This window comes from Desulfosarcina sp. (assembly GCF_055467485.1).
Genome location: NZ_JBUOIV010000024.1, coordinates 24060 through 40178, shown reverse-complemented (window position 1 = coordinate 40178; position 16119 = coordinate 24060). Strand labels below are relative to the sequence as shown.

15 protein-coding genes are annotated in these 16119 nt (G+C 57.4%); 2 read left to right on the top strand and 13 right to left on the bottom strand.

What is annotated here, in order from left to right; genetic code table 11:
• Window positions 1-40: 40 nt before the first annotated feature.
• The 3 genes from ACZCED_RS12965 to ACZCED_RS12955 all read right to left on the bottom strand — a co-directional run bounded on the left by ACZCED_RS12965 (window position 41) and on the right by ACZCED_RS12955 (window position 3396).
• The gene (locus tag ACZCED_RS12965) at window positions 41-589 is read right to left on the bottom strand and encodes a nucleoside deaminase (RefSeq protein ID WP_462969468.1); all 549 of its coding nucleotides are present in this window, start codon (window positions 587-589) and stop codon (window positions 41-43) included.
• Between the two features lie 133 nt (window positions 590-722).
• The gene (ettA, locus tag ACZCED_RS12960) at window positions 723-2405 is read right to left on the bottom strand and encodes an energy-dependent translational throttle protein EttA (RefSeq protein WP_462969467.1); all 1683 of its coding nucleotides are present in this window, start codon (window positions 2403-2405) and stop codon (window positions 723-725) included.
• 193 nt (window positions 2406-2598) lie between these two features.
• Window positions 2599-3396 carry a methyltetrahydrofolate cobalamin methyltransferase gene (locus ACZCED_RS12955; RefSeq protein ID WP_464860948.1) on the bottom strand — a complete coding sequence of 266 codons (798 nt, stop codon included), beginning with the start codon at window positions 3394-3396 and terminating at the stop codon, window positions 2599-2601.
• A 403-nt stretch (window positions 3397-3799) separates the two neighbouring features.
• Here ACZCED_RS12955 and ACZCED_RS12950 point away from each other — a divergent pair, with 403 nt between their 5' ends.
• Window positions 3800-4693 (top strand): MurR/RpiR family transcriptional regulator, encoded by an 894-nt coding sequence (locus ACZCED_RS12950; protein ID WP_462971086.1) that lies wholly within the window; start codon window positions 3800-3802, stop codon window positions 4691-4693.
• A gap of 31 nt (window positions 4694-4724) precedes the next feature.
• Here the strand turns inward: ACZCED_RS12950 and ACZCED_RS12945 are convergent, their stop codons facing one another.
• The 10 genes from ACZCED_RS12945 to ACZCED_RS12900 form a co-directional block, all read right to left on the bottom strand.
• On the bottom strand, window positions 4725-5486 hold the full coding sequence (locus ACZCED_RS12945; RefSeq protein WP_462971087.1) for a LutC/YkgG family protein: 762 nt from the start codon (window positions 5484-5486) through the stop codon (window positions 4725-4727).
• On the bottom strand, window positions 5483-6919 hold the full coding sequence (locus ACZCED_RS12940) for a LutB/LldF family L-lactate oxidation iron-sulfur protein (protein ID WP_462971088.1): 1437 nt from the start codon (window positions 6917-6919) through the stop codon (window positions 5483-5485). The genes ACZCED_RS12945 and ACZCED_RS12940 overlap by 4 nt, the downstream gene beginning before the upstream one ends.
• A gap of 79 nt (window positions 6920-6998) precedes the next feature.
• Window positions 6999-7715, bottom strand: coding sequence for a (Fe-S)-binding protein (locus tag ACZCED_RS12935; RefSeq protein ID WP_462971089.1), 717 nt, complete (start codon window positions 7713-7715; stop codon window positions 6999-7001).
• Window positions 7716-7808: 93 nt separating this feature from the next.
• Window positions 7809-8504, bottom strand: a complete 696-nt coding sequence (locus ACZCED_RS12930; protein WP_462971090.1) for an ABC transporter ATP-binding protein — start codon at window positions 8502-8504, stop codon at window positions 7809-7811.
• A complete protein-coding gene (locus ACZCED_RS12925) occupies window positions 8492-9241 on the bottom strand; it encodes an ABC transporter ATP-binding protein (RefSeq protein WP_462971091.1) in 750 nt (249 codons plus the stop codon). The genes ACZCED_RS12930 and ACZCED_RS12925 overlap by 13 nt, the downstream gene beginning before the upstream one ends.
• A complete protein-coding gene (locus ACZCED_RS12920; protein WP_462971092.1) occupies window positions 9242-10189 on the bottom strand; it encodes a branched-chain amino acid ABC transporter permease in 948 nt (315 codons plus the stop codon).
• Window positions 10190-10201: 12 nt separating this feature from the next.
• The gene (locus ACZCED_RS12915) at window positions 10202-11098 is read right to left on the bottom strand and encodes a branched-chain amino acid ABC transporter permease (protein WP_462971093.1); all 897 of its coding nucleotides are present in this window, start codon (window positions 11096-11098) and stop codon (window positions 10202-10204) included.
• 89 nt (window positions 11099-11187) lie between these two features.
• Window positions 11188-12396, bottom strand: a complete 1209-nt coding sequence (locus ACZCED_RS12910; protein WP_462971094.1) for an ABC transporter substrate-binding protein — start codon at window positions 12394-12396, stop codon at window positions 11188-11190.
• A 270-nt stretch (window positions 12397-12666) separates the two neighbouring features.
• Window positions 12667-13008: a 4Fe-4S dicluster domain-containing protein gene (locus ACZCED_RS12905; protein ID WP_462971095.1), complete on the bottom strand. Its 342-nt coding sequence runs from the start codon at window positions 13006-13008 to the stop codon at window positions 12667-12669.
• Complete coding sequence (locus tag ACZCED_RS12900; RefSeq protein WP_464860947.1) at window positions 13001-15451, bottom strand: molybdopterin-containing oxidoreductase family protein; 2451 nt, start codon at window positions 15449-15451, stop codon at window positions 13001-13003. Before ACZCED_RS12900 ends, ACZCED_RS12905 begins: the two co-directional genes overlap by 8 nt.
• 175 nt (window positions 15452-15626) lie before the next feature.
• Between ACZCED_RS12900 and ACZCED_RS12895 the strand changes: the two genes are divergently transcribed.
• On the top strand, window positions 15627-16094 hold the full coding sequence (locus tag ACZCED_RS12895; RefSeq protein ID WP_462971180.1) for a MarR family winged helix-turn-helix transcriptional regulator: 468 nt from the start codon (window positions 15627-15629) through the stop codon (window positions 16092-16094).
• Window positions 16095-16119: the final 25 nt, after the last annotated feature.

Here is a 16119-nt window from a genome sequence, read left to right as displayed (position 1 = left end):
CAATCCGCTTTTTGGTTGTTGGATGCCGGAACCCGCCCGGTTATCCGGCATCCTGACGGGCATTATAGATAGGACCGCCAGCCTTCACATAATCATTGAGCACGGCAACGGACGCCTGGCGGTTAATATCCCGGATAACTCGTATGCCGCGGTGTTGAAGTGCAGCGACCCAATTCTCCGGTTTGGGACCTTCGTCGAACCCGATATCACGGGCGTCGCCGTCACGGGCGCCGCAAACCAGCCGCCTTACACCTGACCAGATCACGGCGCCCAGGCACATGACACAAGGTTCGGTGCTGGATACCAATTCCAGGGCGGGCAACCCTTCTCCGCCTAAATCGTAGGTGCCGATGAGCTTCTGAGCCAGCATGATGGCGGTGATCTCCGCGTGGGCGACGGAGCAGTTGCCCGGGATCACCATGTTGACGCCCGGCGCGACCAGTCGGCCCGACTGCATCTCGAAAATTCCCGCCCCGAAGGGTCCGCCGGTTCCCGCGTCCACGTTTTTGTGCGCCAGGTCGATCACGAGGGCCATGCGGTCCGTCAACTCGGGATAGGCACGGTCCCTGGCGAAAATGACGGTGTCCATCCATGCAGGCAAACGTATTTCAACCGTTGGAAATAGCATGTTTCGAATTCTGGAATCGGGGATCCAGGGATCAAGGAATTTGAGGACCGTTCAAGCGTTCAATTCCCCACGCCCACAAGTTTGCAATCACTGATCACCGGGTCAACTGCCGGTACTTGATGCGGTGGGGTTGATCCGCGGCTGCACCCAACCTTTTTTTCCGGTCTTGCTCGTAGTCGGAATAGTTGCCTTCGAACCAGACCACCTTGCTGTCACCCTCGAAGGCCAGAATGTGGGTGGCGATGCGGTCGAGAAACCAGCGATCGTGGCTGATGACAACGGCACAGCCACCGAAATTTTCCAGGGCCTCTTCCAGCGCCCGCATGGTGTTGACATCCAGGTCATTGGTGGGCTCGTCCAGCAGCAGCACGTTGGCACCGGATTTCAGCATGCGCGCCAGGTGAACCCGGTTGCGTTCACCACCTGACAGCATCCCCACTTTTTTCTGTTGATCGGAACCGGAAAAGTTAAAGCGGGCCACGTACGCCCGGGAGTTGACCATGTGATCGCCCAGTTCAATGGTATCCTGGCCGCCAGAGATCATCTCCCAGATATTTTTTTGGGGGTCCAGCACATCGCGGCTCTGGTCCACGTATGCCAGGCGGACCGTTTCGCCGACTACGATCGAACCACTGTCCGGTTGGTCCTGACCGGTGATCATGCGGAAAAGGGTGGTCTTGCCCGCACCGTTGGGGCCGATTACTCCAACGATGCCGCCTGGTGGCAGGGTAAAGTCCATGTTGTCCATCAGCAGTTTGTCCCCGTAGGCTTTGGACACACCTTTGGCCTGGATGGCCATGTTGCCAAGGCGGGGACCGGGCGGAATATAGATTTCCAGGTCTTTGGCAAAACCTTCGTTGGCCTGCTCCAGCAATTTTTCATAGGAGGTGATACGTGCCTTGGATTTGGCCCGCCGGCCCTTGGGTGCCATGCGGATCCACTCCAGTTCACGTTTGAGTGTCTTCTGGCGTTCGCTTTCCGACTTCTCTTCGTTGGCCAGGCGATTCTGCTTTTGCTCCAGCCAGGAGCTGTAGTTGCCTTTCCAGGGAATCCCATGGCCGCGGTCCAGTTCAAGGATCCATCCGGCCACGTTGTCGAGAAAATAGCGGTCGTGGGTGACGGCGATAATGGTGCCGGCGTACTGCTGGAGATGCTGTTCCAGCCAGGCGACGGATTCGGCGTCCAGGTGGTTGGTGGGTTCGTCCAGCAGCAGGATGTCGGGTTTTTTGAGCAGCAGGCGGCACAGCGCCACCCGGCGCCGCTCACCACCGGAGATGACGTTCACCGGGGTGTCTCCGGGCGGGCATCGCAGGGCATCCATGGCCATCTCCAGCCGGGAATCCAGATCCCATGCGTCCAGGGTGTCGAGCTTTTCCTGAACCTCACCCTGGCGTTGGATCAGTTTGTCCATTTCGTCATCGGACATGGGTTCGGCAAAGCGTTCATTGATCCGGTTGAACGCTTCCATCAAGTCGACGGTTTCCTGAACACCCTGTTGGACGATCTCGCGAACAGTCTTGGTTTCGTCTACCAGCGGTTCCTGCTCCAGATAGCCGATGGTGTAACCCTTCGACAGAATGGTTTCACCGTTGAACTCCTTGTCCACGCCGGCCATGATTTTCAGCAGGGTGCTTTTCCCGGAGCCATTCAGGCCCAGTACGCCTATTTTGGCGCCATAGAAATAACTAAGGGAGATATCCTTGATAACCGGCTTTTTATTGTAGAGCTTGCTCACGCGCATCATTGAATAAATGACTTTATTGGGATCAATACTCATCGCTCGTTCTTTCCTCTATATGAAATGATTGTATCGGCTATAGATGGTTAATCAACACGATATCTTAGCATATTTTTTGTAGATTTGAACACGGAATTCCGGTAGCGAAAAAAGGAAGGCGTTGTTGCGGGTGTCAAACAGGGCGGTCAAAGAACCGGGCCCGCCAAGAAACAGGCCCGGTTCCTTAAATGAATCACCCCTCGAACATGCCGGCCCTAAAGGCCTTGAGGTAGTTCATGCAGAAGTTGTCCCGGCCGGCCAGGGCTTCGGCGGCGATGATCGTGGCCATCATCCGCTGGTCCAGCGGGTTGATGATCGCTCCGTCCAGTCCCTTGGCGATCGCCATGGTCATGAAGGTCTGGTTCATGAACTTTCTGGCCGGCAGCCCGTAAGAGATGTTGGACAGCCCGCAGGCCGTGTGGATCCCTGGAAATGCCGCCACGATCCGTTCGATGGCGTTGATAAAGCCCGTCCCGAAGGTGTTGTCCACCGACACCGGCTGCACCAACGGGTCCACGAAGATGTTCTCCACAGCGATGCCGTTCTTGACCAGCCCGTTGACCAGCGTGTCGGCGATCTTCATGCGGTCGTCCACCGTCTGGGGCATGCCCGCATCGCTCATGCAAAGGGCGATGACCTTCATGTCCGTGCCGGCAACCACCGGCATGAGCTTGTCATAGCGCTCCTTCTCCAGAGAGATGGAGTTGATCAGGGGCGTTCCCCGGTGGGCGGAAAGGGCCGCCTCGATGGCCGACGGGTCCGGGCTGTCGATGGCGCAGGGCCGGTCGGTGGCCTGCTGCACGGTCTCGACCAGCCATTTGAGGTAGGCGGGCTCCTGGCCCACGAAGATGCCCGCATTGACGTCGATGTAATCCGCGCCGGCCTCGGCCTGGTCGCGGGCCACCTGGGCAATGGCTGCCGCATCCTGCGCCTCGATGGCCGCCTTGATCGCCTTGCGGCTGGCGTTGATCAGTTCTCCGATGATGATCATGGGTTGCTCCTGTCGTTCCGATCGCTGCGATTTGCCTTCGGTCCTATGTCACCGAAACAATCACGATGCCAAATTTGAATGTCAGTTGGGGGATTCAGATGAATGTTTATCTTTCATATGAAACAATCGATGTCAATCAAAAAAATGGCGTTCAGAATTTTTTGGGGTTGCCGATCCGGAACCCAACCCCGGCAGGCTTGTAACAAATAAAAAAATATCGTAATAACAAACAAATAAATGCCATCCTGAATATTGGCAAATTTAATATTGCACTTTCGCGCCTGGATGTGGTTTGGTATCCAAACGGGTCATATGCGAGCAGGATGATCCAATTGTTAATGGTTGTTAATGAAATTTTTATTTATTTTGAATGTTTTTCAATCTTTTATGAGTGGAGCCTTCTGTGATCATACCTAAACTGCACCCCCTGATCGAAAAAATTACCGAGAGCATCGAGGGACTTACCCCTAAAGGGCGTATTCTGGGAGAATACATCACATCCCAGCCGCGCAAAGCGGTATTCATGACCACCAAGGAACTGGCCGAGGCCTGTGAGGTGAGCGAGGCCACCGTGGTCCGGTTCGTTTCCGGCATCGGCTACGACCGTTACAGCGATTTTCAGCAGGCGCTGAGGGATTTCGTGGACACGGAACTGACCCTGCTGGACCGGTTGGATATCGCCGACATGAAGGCACCCGGCGCTGTCCGGTTCCGCCGGACGGTTGCCGAGGAGATCGACAATCTCCAGCAGCTTTACCATTCCCTCGACGTCGACACCATGGCAGCGGTGGTAGACGTATTGGACCGACGGGTGCCGATTCACGTGATCGGCTCGCGGCTCTCCTACACCATGGCTTATTATCTGGGCTGGTCCATGACCAAGGTGCGCGGCAACATCCGAATCATGAAAGGCAGCGACCGCACCACCATCGACTGGCTGACCATCGCCCCGGTGGACAGTGTCACCGTGATCATCGCCACCTCCCGCTACCCCAACGAATTGATCCGCCTGGGCAAACTGGTCAAACGCCTGGGGCAGACCCTGGTGGTAATCGCCGACAGCGCCACCTGCCCGGTGCTCCAATTTGCCGACTGCCACCTGATTGCCGCCTCCAAACACATCCCCTATTTGGGCAGCCCGACCCCCATGTCCTGCCTGATCAACTATCTGGTCCACGAACTGGCCAGCCGCCAGGGCGATGACCTGAAAGCCCATCAGGCCAGACTGGAACAGTCCTATTGGGAAAACGATGTGCTGTTCAACATGAAGGATATTGGCGGCAGGTCGCCGGAGTAGGCTGAGGGTTGAAATGAATGGGTGATGGAGATCAGCCGGTCAGAACAACAATGATCAGTTCCCGGGGCCCGTGGGCCCCATGGACGAGGGTGGCTTCGATATCCGCCGTTTTGCTGGGGCCGGTGATAACCGTCATGCAGCGGGTAAGGCCTTCAGCCTGCTCTGCGGGATTCCACTTCAGCAGCGTGTAAAACTCCGTCAGGTTCGAAAGGATCTGTTCCATCCGAATTACCGCGATATGGATGGACGGCAGCAGGGAGACACTGCGAGGCTGCCCGGGGCGGGTTTTCATGGTCAGGGTCGCCGTTTCCGCGATACAATAATCGGCCGCAGTAATGCCGATAAGGGCCCTTTCAGCGTGTTTACGAAACGTCTCCTGCCGGTCGGCCGTCCCGAGTACCGGATCAGCGAAATAGGTCGGTATGCCCAATGGCCCCATAAAACTGGAAAGCGCGAGGCTGTTTACTACCGGGTGGTCCCAGGCAACCACCACCTTCTGCTCACCCCATTCAGCGCATTTTTCGGCAGCGATCTTCGAGATCGAAGCGGCGGCCGACGCCGCGTCTTTTTCAACCATGACGTTTACGTTCGCCAATTTGCCGGCTTCGATCAGCCTGTCGAGCAGGGCCAGACGGGATTGGATGTCCCGACCGGCAATTTTTTCAAGAAGCCGGCAATCATCGGTATCCGGCTCGTTTCGGATGATTTTATCCGGTAAGCGTTCACCGGACTCGCTGCGCTTGAGCGCATTTCTGACACGTTGGATAAATTCAACCCGCGCGGACGATCTCATTTTTCTTTCCTGCCTGCGCTTTGGATACGATAGCGTTGAATGAAACTCTGGGGGGCCACCCGCTTCAGATCGCGATCGCGGGTCCAGCCCATGCCGGCAAAGGGAAGACGGCTGATCATATGCCGGCCACCGGGCAGAAATTGCTGACCGATGGACGCGCCTTTGAGAAACATCTCGTAAAGAAACCGGCTGCGTATCAGATAGGACCACAGGGTGAAGGCTGCCTGTTCCGCACGGCTGTTGACCGTTACCTCCCAGGAGGCGTCCCCTTCGGCCAGTTTGGCACGCAGCAGAAGCAGCATGCGGGGAATATCGATATTGACCGGGCAGGCCGGCATGCAGGCCCCGCACAACGACTCGCCCAGGCAAAGATCAGCAGCCTGGTTGATCCCGGTGAGAAGCGGGTTAACCACCGCCCCAACCGGTCCCGAATACGCAGATCCATAAGCATGCCCGCCGATCTTCCCGTATACCGGGCACATGTTGAGACAGGCACCGCAACGGATGCAGCAGAGCATTTCCCTGAAATCCGGATCCGCCAGGATTCGGCTGCGGCCGTTGTCGACGATGATCAAATGGAACGCCTCAGGACCGTCGGTGCACCCCTTTTCTGCGGGTCCACCGATATAGCTCACGTAACCCGCCATGCTCTGGGCTGCCGCGCCCATGGAGAGGAGCCTGAAGAGAATAGCGTGGTCACTGATGTCGGCGACGATTCGCTCCATGCCCATGAATGCCACATGCACCTTGGGCAGGGTGGTGGCCATGCGGATGTTGCCTTCGTTGGAAACGGTGGTGATGTGCCCGGTTTCGGCGCAGGCCAGGTTGCATCCCGAAATTCCCATGTTTGCGCTGAGGAATTTTTCACGCAGCGCATGCCTGGCTGCCAGGGTCAAGGTGGGTGGATCGTCCGTATACGGGATGCCGAGCTTATCGGCAAACAGGCGGCCGACGGCCTCCCGCGTCTTGTGAATGGCCGGGGCGATAATATGTGACGGTGACTCACCGGCAAGCTGAACGATGTATTCTCCCAGGTCGGTTTCCACCGTTTCGATACCGGCGGCCTCCAGCGCCGGGTTGAGCCCGATCTCTTCGGTGAGCATCGACTTGCCCTTGACCGCCAGGGAGACGCCGTGCCTGCGGGCGATGTCGATGCACTGCGTTACTGCAGTTTCACCGTCAGGGGCAAAATGAACATGGCCCCCGTTTTTTTCGATCCTGTCGGCCAGTGCGTCCAGCAGAATATCGAGGTTGTCGATGGCTTTCATCCTGATCGCATGGCCCTTGAGCCGCAGATCCGGGCCTTCCGGGAATCGGCGGTAACCCTCGGCCGCTCCCCGGCCGAGGCGCTGCTGAAGGTTGGCCAGGGCCCGCTGCAGCACCGGGTCGTTGATCGCTGTTCGAGCCCTGTCTTGGTATGAAGATCGCTTCAATCGGCCCCTTTGATCGACCAGGAAAGATACACCACCGCCGGGCGGGCGTTCATGGCAGCCTGCGGGATTGGAACGATCGTCATCCGGCCAGCAGCTGCGCCAGATGGATCGTCTTCACCGGTGACCCGATCCGGCTCAGCCTGCCCTGGATGTTCATCAGGCAGCTGATGTCGCAGCCGGTGACCGTATCGGCACCGGAGGCGAGAATATGACTGATTTTCTCGTCGACCATGGCAACGGATATGTCCGGGTACTTAGCGGCAAACGTGCCGCCGAAACCGCAGCATTTGTCTGCATCTTTCATCTCGATCAGTTCTGCCTGCCGGATGTTTCGTATCAGGCGTCGCGGCTGTTCGGAGACACCCAGCCCCCTTAACAGGTGGCAGGATTCATGGTAGGTCACCTTGCCGTCGTATCGGGCACCCAGGTCATCGATGCCGAGGACATCCACCAGGTATTGACTCAGCTCGAATGTTCGTTGACCGACACCCACGGCCCGGTCGTACCATTTTTCATCGCTCGCAAAAAGTTCGGGATAATGGTGCCTGACCGTGCTGACGCATGATCCGGAAGGACAAACGACCACTTCGGCATCCTCGAAGATTTCAATGAATCGCCTGGCCGCCACCCTGGCCGCCTGGCGATAACCGGCATTGAAGGCCGGCTGGCCGCAGCAGGTCTGGTCGACGGGCACACGCACCGACAGGCCGATCCGGTCGAACAGCGCCACCATGGCCTCGCCCACCTCGGGGTAGAGGCTGTCCACCAGGCATTGCACAAATAGGGTTACGCGCATGGCATCGATTTTCAGAAAAAGAGGGTGGACTGCCTTACCGCTCCTCGACGGATGACCGGTATATGCTTTTCTCGCCCGGCCTTGCCACAATCATCAGACGCACAGGTACTTGTTGCGCACCGCGTCGTTGCTGCTCAGATCGTCGCGGGTACCATGATACTGGATGGCCCCGTTGTCGATCACATAGCCACGGTCGCTGAGGCGCAGGGCCACCTCGAGGTTCTGCTCTGCCAGGAGAACGGTCAGCCCGCTTTCCTTGAGGCGGGCGATCTGTTCTTCCAGCATGTTCACGATCAGGGGGGCCAGCCCTTCCGTGGGTTCGTCGAGCAGGATAAAATCCGGGTTGGTCATCAGCGCCCTGGCAATGGTCAGCATCTGCTGCTCACCGCCGCTGAGAAATCCGGCCCGGCGGCCGTCAATTCTCTTTAGCGCGGGAAAAAAATCATAAACCCGGTCTTTGTTCCATCCACCGTCCTGAATGTTCCGCTCGGAAATCTCAAGGTTTTCACCGACGGTGAGATCGGCGAAAACCCGGCGGTCGTCGGGGACAAAGCCGATGCCCATGCGGGCCATCAGATACGGTTTCTGGCCGGTACAAGCCACGCCCTTGAATTCGATCACCCCTTTTTTCGGGGGTGTCAACCCCATGATACTTTTCATGGTCGTGCTTTTGCCGGCGCCGTTGCGTCCAAGCAGGCAGACGATTTCCCCTTGACCGACCTCGAGGGAAACGCCGAAAAGAATGTGGCTAAGCCGGTAGTAGGTGTGTATGTTTTCTACACGGAGCATTCGTCTGCCCCTCCAAGATAGGCTTCGCGCACCTGCTGATTGCTGCGCACGTCTTCAGGCGAACCCTGGATGATCGTTCCCCCGTGCTGCATGACCATGATCTGGTTGGCAATGGAGAACACCATACCCATGTCGTGTTCGCAAAAAAGGATTGTCAGGCCCAGCTCCCCGGACAACCGTTTCATCAATCGCAGCGTCACCGCCGTTTCTTCGGGTGACATACCGGCGGTGGGTTCGTCGAGAATCAGCAGTTCGGGGCGGTTGCCAAGGGCGATGGCAATTTCAAGCACTTTCTGGTCTCCGTGGGAGAGGGCCCCGCTGGTCATTTCAGCCTTGTCGAGCAGGCCGACGCTGTCGAGTATTTGCCGGGTCTCTTCGACCGCCATGAGTTTGGCCGGTTTGAAAAGATTGAAGGTTTTTTTGCGGCGGGAGAGAACGGCAACCTGGACATTCTCAAACACGGTCAGGCGGTGGAAGATATTGACCACCTGGTAAGACCGACTGATACCTTTGCGGCAAACCCGGTGGGGCGCCAGGCCGGCAATATTCTCATCCTTGAACCAGATGTTACCGGCGGTGGGTGGCAACTGGCCGCTGATCAGGTTGAACAAGGTGGTCTTGCCAGCGCCGTTGGGCCCGATCACAGCAACCACATCCCCCTTGTCGACCTTGAGCGTGGCGCCGTTGACCGCCATGAATCCATCAAAGGATTTCACTATGGATTCGACATGCAGCATTTACCCCTCCCTTTTTGCGGCAGGATCGGCTTTTTTGAGAAACAGGCCCAGGACGCCTTCGGGCAGGAAGAAAATGAGCAGCATCAAAACAATCCCCAGAATCAGGGTCCAGTATTCCGTGTAAATGCCTGCAAACGTTCTCAGGCTGATGATGATGGCGGCACCCAGCGCAGGGCCCAGAAAGATAAACCAGCCACCCAGCAGACACATGATCAGGATCTCCAGGGAAAGTGTCCAGAACATCAGGTCCGGAAACACAGACCCTTCGACGGTCACGAATAACGTACCGGCCACCCCCGCGAAAAAAGCGGCGATCGTCAGGCCTGTCAGTTGCTGTTTCTGAACATTGACCCCGACAGCCTGGCAGCGTTCGGGGTTGTCGCGGATTCCCTGAAAAATGCGTCCGAAGGGCGAATTGACGATCATATACATCAATAGCAGGCAGGTTGCGGCAACGATCAGGTTAAAATAGTATGCTCCGGTGGACGACCCGACCAGGTCCGGCAAGGGAATTCCGTGGATACCGTCATCGCCGCCGGTGAATGAATACCAGCGATAGGTGATGGCCCACACCAGGGAACCGAGTGAGATCTGCAGCATGCCGAAATAGAGCCGGTTCAAGCGCACGGTGATCAATCCCAACAGCAGTCCGAGTGCCGCGGAGCACAAAGGGGCGATGGCATAGCCGATCCATAGGGGCAGGCCGGATTTGGTGACAAAAAGGGCAAAGGCATAGGCGCCAAACCCATAGAACACCGCATGATGGAACTGGTACATGCCGCCGAAGCCCAGCACCAGGTTGAGGCTGGTCGCCAAAAGCGCGATCGCGAACATCATTGCGAACAGGTAGACGTAAAACCGCGGCAGGAACTGGGGCATCAGCAGCAGTAATGCCAGCAGGACTGAGCATAAAATCAATGTCTTCGCATCGAACAGGGCTTTGAACAAGGGACCCTCTACCTACCACGTTGATTTGAGCAGCCCTTGCGGGCGAAAAAGCAGCACGGTGACCACCGCCACATACGGAAAGACGATGGCAAACTGCGGCCACAACAGAATCCCGATCGAATCGGTAAGGCCGAAAATCAATGCCCCCAACAGCGCCCCCCAGATATTGCCCAGCCCACCGATGATGACAATCAGAAAGGCCTCGATGATGATGGCGTGATCCATTCCCTGGGTGATATTCTGGGTAGGCGCCACCAACGCGCCGCCCAGCCCCGCCAGGTAGCAGCCGATAACAAAAACCGCGGCAAACACCCAACTGACATTGATACCGATGGCACCGACCATCTCTCTGTCGACGGCGGCGGCGCGTGCGATTTTTCCGATTTTGGTCCTGTTGGTCAAAAACCACAGGCCAGCTGCCACCACAGGACCGATGATCAGCAGAAACAAATTGTAGCGCGGGAAAGGAAAACCGGAGATCGAAAATGATCCCTGCAAAAACACCGGAGCGACCAGGCTGCGGTAATCAGAGCCCCAGACCAGCTTGACCAGATCTCCGATCACCAGCGAAAAAGCGAAGGTGAACAAAAGGAGCATCATGTGTTCGCGTTCATACAAGTGACAGAACACCGCCCGCTCCACCAAGAAACTCAACAGTGCGACCACCAGCGGGGCCACGACCAGGGCCAGCCAGAAACCCAGGGTACTCTGGCCGAACAAGGTGGCCACGGTGTAAGTCACGAAGGCACCGGTCATATACAGGGATCCGTGGGCCACGTTAGGGATCCTCAGCACGCCGAGCACCAGGCTCAGGCCGGAGGCCACGATAAAGAGGATCGTGGTTCGGCTGAGGCCGACAAGGACCTGCTGCATCAGCGCCGAAAAGGTGACAGTAGCGGAAAATTCCATACCGATCGCTATCCCGGGATCCTCAGCTCCCGCACATGAACATGTGTGGGGGAGCTGAATGTAATAGGTTGGATAACACAATCAACAGGCTATTTTCGTGATTCGGCAATCTCCTCACAACTCGGCATCACCTCCTCGCCGGGAATCGTGACGATATCCGTCGCCATTAAAAAGTCGTAACCGGCCACCTTCTTGGTCACACCCATGAACATGGGTAGCGTGGCCTGGTGGTCGCAGGCGCGCATGGTCACCGGACCGACGGGGCTGTCCACGGTCAGTCCTTCGACTGCGTCGATGAACGCCTCGGTCTTGGCCTTGCCGGCTTTGAGGTAGGCTTGGGAGATCAGTTTGGCGGCTATCATCCCGTACATGGCGCCCACCGCCGGTTCACGGTTGTAAGCCTGTTTGAACTCGGCGACAAACTGCCGGTTGGCCTCAGTTTCGGGGTAGTAGAAAAAGTAGTTGGATGTGCCGATGACCCCTTCCGGTCCGTCCAGGCCCAGAGGTTTCAGGGTGGACAGCTCGGTGGCCGTGTGCATGAAAAAGGGCATGCGCTCGTTGAAGCCGGTGGCCTTGGCCGCCTTGAGAAAGGGCACACAGTCGCGCCCGCCCGTGGCAATGATCACCGCGTCAGGCTTGGCCGACAGGATCGCCGTGATATAAGGGGTAAAATCGGGCTCGCCGACTTTCCACCAGGATTGGCCCAGCAGTTCCACATCTGGGCGCAGCTGCTTGAGGTTGTCCCACACGCCGTCGGCCACGGCATGGCCGTACTCGTAATCGTCGCCGGCGATCCAGTACTTCTTATAGGGCCGCTTGGCCAGCCCAACGGCGCCGGCCTTGCCGGCCAGTGCGGTATTCTCGGTAACCGAGAAGACATAGCGGTGCCCCTTCTCGCCCGTGATTTTGGCGCTCTTGGAAAAAGTCGCGAAAAAGGGGATCTTCTCTTTTGCGGCCAGATCGGAAATAGCCAGGGCCAGGGCGCTGTTGATCGTCCCCATCAGAATATCCACATTCTCCCGATAGATCAGTTCCTTGGCGGCCGACAGGCCGATATCGACCTTGAACTTGCTGTCCCGGGTGGTGAAGACGAGCTTGTGGTCCAGAACGCCGCCGGCGGCATTGATCTTGTCGACCTCCAGCTTGAAGGCATCCCGGACATCGTTGGTGTAAGTTGCCGGCGGACCGCTGTAGCAGTCGACGATGCCGACCTTGATCTCCTTGGCCGCCTGGGCGGGTGCGGTGATCAGGACCAGGGCCATTGTCAGAGCGACGCAAAACCAGGCAAACGTTTTCATGCTGAACCTCCCCGTTGAAAGATGTGATAAAGACAAGCTGGGACCATGAACTGGATGGCAAGAAACAAAGTATTTATGCTACCACGACTCTGTTTTAAGTCAATTGAGAAATTACAGGCTCAATCCCTCTACGATCACGACCGGCACCACGGCCCGGGTCCCGTGAGCCTGGGTAACTTCTATATCGACGATCTTGCTAGGTTCGGAATCGGTTTTTGATTTCAAGGATTATTTCCCTGACCGGCACAAATCAATTATAGTAGTGGTTGATCATCTCGGCACCCACAGCACCGTCCGCGCTTTTTTGGTCATCTCTTTGGCCAGTTCTTCCACGGGGCCGTATTGCATGCATCCGGCCATGCAATGCTTCACGCAGGCAGGTTCAAGTCCCTGTTTGGTGCGGGGTTGGCACAGGATGCACAGCTCCGTGGGAAAGGGAAGGTAGGTGAGGTAGTACTTTCCCTTGGGCAGTTTCTGGACGATCTCGTTGACCCGGATGCCCCCCATTCCCGCCGGCCAGCCGTGTTCCTGGGCACAGGCGACCTGGCAGGTATGGCAGCCGGTGCAGTATTCATAGTCGATCAGGAGGCCGAATGCATGCTTTTTAGCCATGGTTCACCTCCCCGGGACTGCATTTGTAGATCCTGCACATGGAGTGTTTGATGGGGGCGCCCTGACCGTCCTTCCCGTGGTGGTTCATGGGGATCAGCTGGTTGATGTTGGATTCCCACACCCCGTACAGGCTGGGTTCCGCCGCCTCCTTTTCCGGAAACCACCAGCCGTGGGTGGCCATGATCATCCATTCCGGAACCACGGGCGTCAGTTTGGCCTTGTACCGGGCACGGCCCATCCAGTTTTCGATCCACAGCCACTCGCCGTTGCCGATGCCGTGACTGGCTGCGGTTTCCGGATGGATCTCCACCAGCGGATCAGGATCGATCTCCCGCAACCAGGGGATATTGCGATGCTCCGAATGGAAGAATGCCGGCGACCGCCTTCCCGTGGATAAGATCAGGGGATAGTCTTTGGCCAGGTCAGGCCGGCTGACCGGTGTGAAGGGTGGCTCTTCGTGGTGGGGAATCGGCTCCAGGTCCCACTCCTCCCGGAGGGTGGAATAGAGTTCGAAAAGGCCGGTCTGGGTCCGGAAGCCCGGTTTCTTGTCGGGCCGGAGCAGCCCCTTTTCATGACGCCGGTAGGGGCAGCTCGCGCTGCCCTCGGGCGGATAGGCCCATCCCTTTGCCTGGAGCTGCTTGAAGGTCATCCCCGAGGGCTTGAGAATGTCATCGTACAGATCGTAGAGCGTCTCATATTTGTACTCGGGATCAAACCGTTTGGCCAGTTCAAAATTGATTTCCATATCCGGCAGGCATTCGTCCACGGTCATGGCCTTGTTGATGGTCTGCAGCGGCACCCACCAACTCCTGAAGCTGTCTTTTTCAAGAAAGGTCCCCGCCGGAAGCACCACATCCGCATACTGGGTGGTCGGCGTGTGAAACAGGTCGACGGCCACCACGAAATCCAGTTTCTCCAGGGCTTTTTTCCAGCGTTTGGGGTCCATGCCCAGCCCCTGCATGATGCCGGCAGTCTGGATCCACATCCCTTTGATGGGGTAGGGCTTTTCAGTAAAAATCTGATCCAGGGTCACATCGGTCTGGCAGCGCCAGTAGAACTTGTTCAGGGGCATGAACCGGTCGGCACCGATGCGGGGTTTGTCCTGCGCCTTGGTCTTGAGGCCGATGGGTCCGGTGGTGCCCGGCAAAGCGTAGGAGACCACATCGAAGGCAAACTTGGCGAATACGTTGCCGCCGGGGACGTCCAGGTTTCCGGTCAGGGCCCACAGGGCCGTAATCCCGGTCACCAAGGGGGTGAGTGCGGGGGTCATGTCAACGGCAACGCCCCAGTGGATGGAAGCCGGTTTGCTTTTGGCGTAAAGCTCTGCCGCCGCCCGGATATCCTTGGCCGGCACCCCGGTGATGGCTTCGACCCGGTCCGGGGGATAGGTATCCACCTCCCGGCGGAATGCATCCCAGGCCGTGTGGCACCGGACGGTATCTCCGCTGGCCAGCACGACGTCCCATTGGCCGGACAGGGCCGGGCTGGCCTGGCTGTCCCGGTAGGCGGCATCGGCCGACTCCCAGATGACCGGCCTGGCGTTTATCGTATCCCATGCCGCAAAATTGCCATGGGAACCCGTGCCGGCCAGGTCGTCTTCCCTGAGCAGCTTGCCGGTGTCCTCCCGGATCAGGTGGGCCGCGTTGGTCCACCGCTCAAGGAACGGTTTGTCGTGAAGATCCTGGTTGATGATGACGTTGAGAAATCCCATGACCAGGGCGGAATCGGTTCCGGGTCTCAATCTCAGGTGGTGCTTTGACCGGGAGGCGAACCAGGACAGTCGGGGATCGATGCAGATGATCTGGGTGCCGTTTTTCATCAGATCGACGATCCAGTGGCCGAACTGGTTGTCCGGGCAGGTGGCGTGGATGTTGTAGCCCCAGATGATCATGCACGCCGGGGGCGTGTAGCGCGGATCCTTGTACCGGTCCGGGAACCACTGGGCGGCGTCGAAAACGGCAAAATCACCCTGGACGGTGCAAACGGCGGACAGGCGGGGCCCGTAACAGGCCTGGCCGCTAAGCCCGAACATGACGTTGGGACTGCCGTAGGCATAGGCCAGCATGCAGACCCAGGCATAAATATCCCTGCCGGTGCCCACATTGAACACCATGCTCTCCGGCCCGTGCTCCTCCCGGATGGTATTCATCCTCTCTTCAATCAGGTCAAAGGCCTCGGCCCAGGTGATGCGCTGCCACTTGCCTTCACCGCGCTTGCCGGCACGTTTGACCGGATACCGCAACCGGTCCGAGTGGTGGACATATTGAGTCATGGCCAGGGCCCGGGCGCACAGGCGTCCCTGGTTCATGGGGTGGTCGGGGTCGCCCTCGATCTTTACCAGTTTCCCGTCCTTGATGTGGGCCAGCACACCGCAGCCGCCGTGGCATCCGGGGCCGGGCGACCAGGTAGTGGTTTTGACGATGTGAGTCCCTTGATCGCTCACTGGAATTACCTCCAGGCTGTGTGGGGAGGGGGGATGGTCGATGTATACTAAGGCTGGATAATTTAGTCAATAAGCATACTATCTATTTATTGATTATTTATCTATTGACCATTGACCGTCATTTTACTATCGTCGCGCAATTAGTTGTGACCATTCATATACCCTGCTGATAATCATGAACGAAAAGACCAAGACAAACTATGTCAGTGACCTGACCTTTGATGAAAAGGTGATGATGGCAATCGTCAGGGCTGCAGAAAATTTCAAGCGAGCGCATTCGTCCATTTTCAAAAAACACGGCCTCTCCTTCCCCCAATACAATATTCTGCGGGTCCTCGATGCGTCTGAAAACGGCCGGAATAAAACCAGTGCTGTCAGCAGAATCATGCTGGTGCCCGGGGCCAACATGACAGGTCTTTCCAAGAGACTCGAAAAGGATGGGTTCATCCTGCGGACACGAGATCCCCAAGATGAACGAGTCACCCTGTTAGCCATTACCCGCAAAGGCACAGACGCCCTGAAGATGATCGAATGCGAAAAAAACGCATCCATTGAAATGATTCTAAATGGATTTAGCCAGGAGGAAAAACATGACCTCTTGGATAAGCTCAAAAAACTGATCAAGTCGACCAGCACCATCTAAAAAGAGTGTCCTTTTTCAGGAACTT

Coding starts and splice junctions, on each gene's coding strand:
- ACZCED_RS12910 (WP_462971094.1), bottom strand. CDS start 12,396: ATGAAAACGTTTGCCTGGTTTTGCGTCGCTCTGACAATGGCCCTGGTC.
- ACZCED_RS12935 (WP_462971089.1), bottom strand. CDS start 7,715: ATGCGCGTAACCCTATTTGTGCAATGCCTGGTGGACAGCCTCTACCCC.
- ACZCED_RS12905 (WP_462971095.1), bottom strand. CDS start 13,008: ATGGCTAAAAAGCATGCATTCGGCCTCCTGATCGACTATGAATACTGC.
- ACZCED_RS12945 (WP_462971087.1), bottom strand. CDS start 5,486: ATGAGATCGTCCGCGCGGGTTGAATTTATCCAACGTGTCAGAAATGCG.
- ACZCED_RS12895 (WP_462971180.1), top strand. CDS start 15,627: ATGAACGAAAAGACCAAGACAAACTATGTCAGTGACCTGACCTTTGAT.
- ettA (WP_462969467.1), bottom strand. CDS start 2,405: ATGAGTATTGATCCCAATAAAGTCATTTATTCAATGATGCGCGTGAGC.
- ACZCED_RS12930 (WP_462971090.1), bottom strand. CDS start 8,504: ATGCTCCGTGTAGAAAACATACACACCTACTACCGGCTTAGCCACATT.
- ACZCED_RS12925 (WP_462971091.1), bottom strand. CDS start 9,241: ATGCTGCATGTCGAATCCATAGTGAAATCCTTTGATGGATTCATGGCG.
- ACZCED_RS12955 (WP_464860948.1), bottom strand. CDS start 3,396: ATGATCATCATCGGAGAACTGATCAACGCCAGCCGCAAGGCGATCAAG.
- ACZCED_RS12915 (WP_462971093.1), bottom strand. CDS start 11,098: ATGGAATTTTCCGCTACTGTCACCTTTTCGGCGCTGATGCAGCAGGTC.
- ACZCED_RS12965 (WP_462969468.1), bottom strand. CDS start 589: ATGGACACCGTCATTTTCGCCAGGGACCGTGCCTATCCCGAGTTGACG.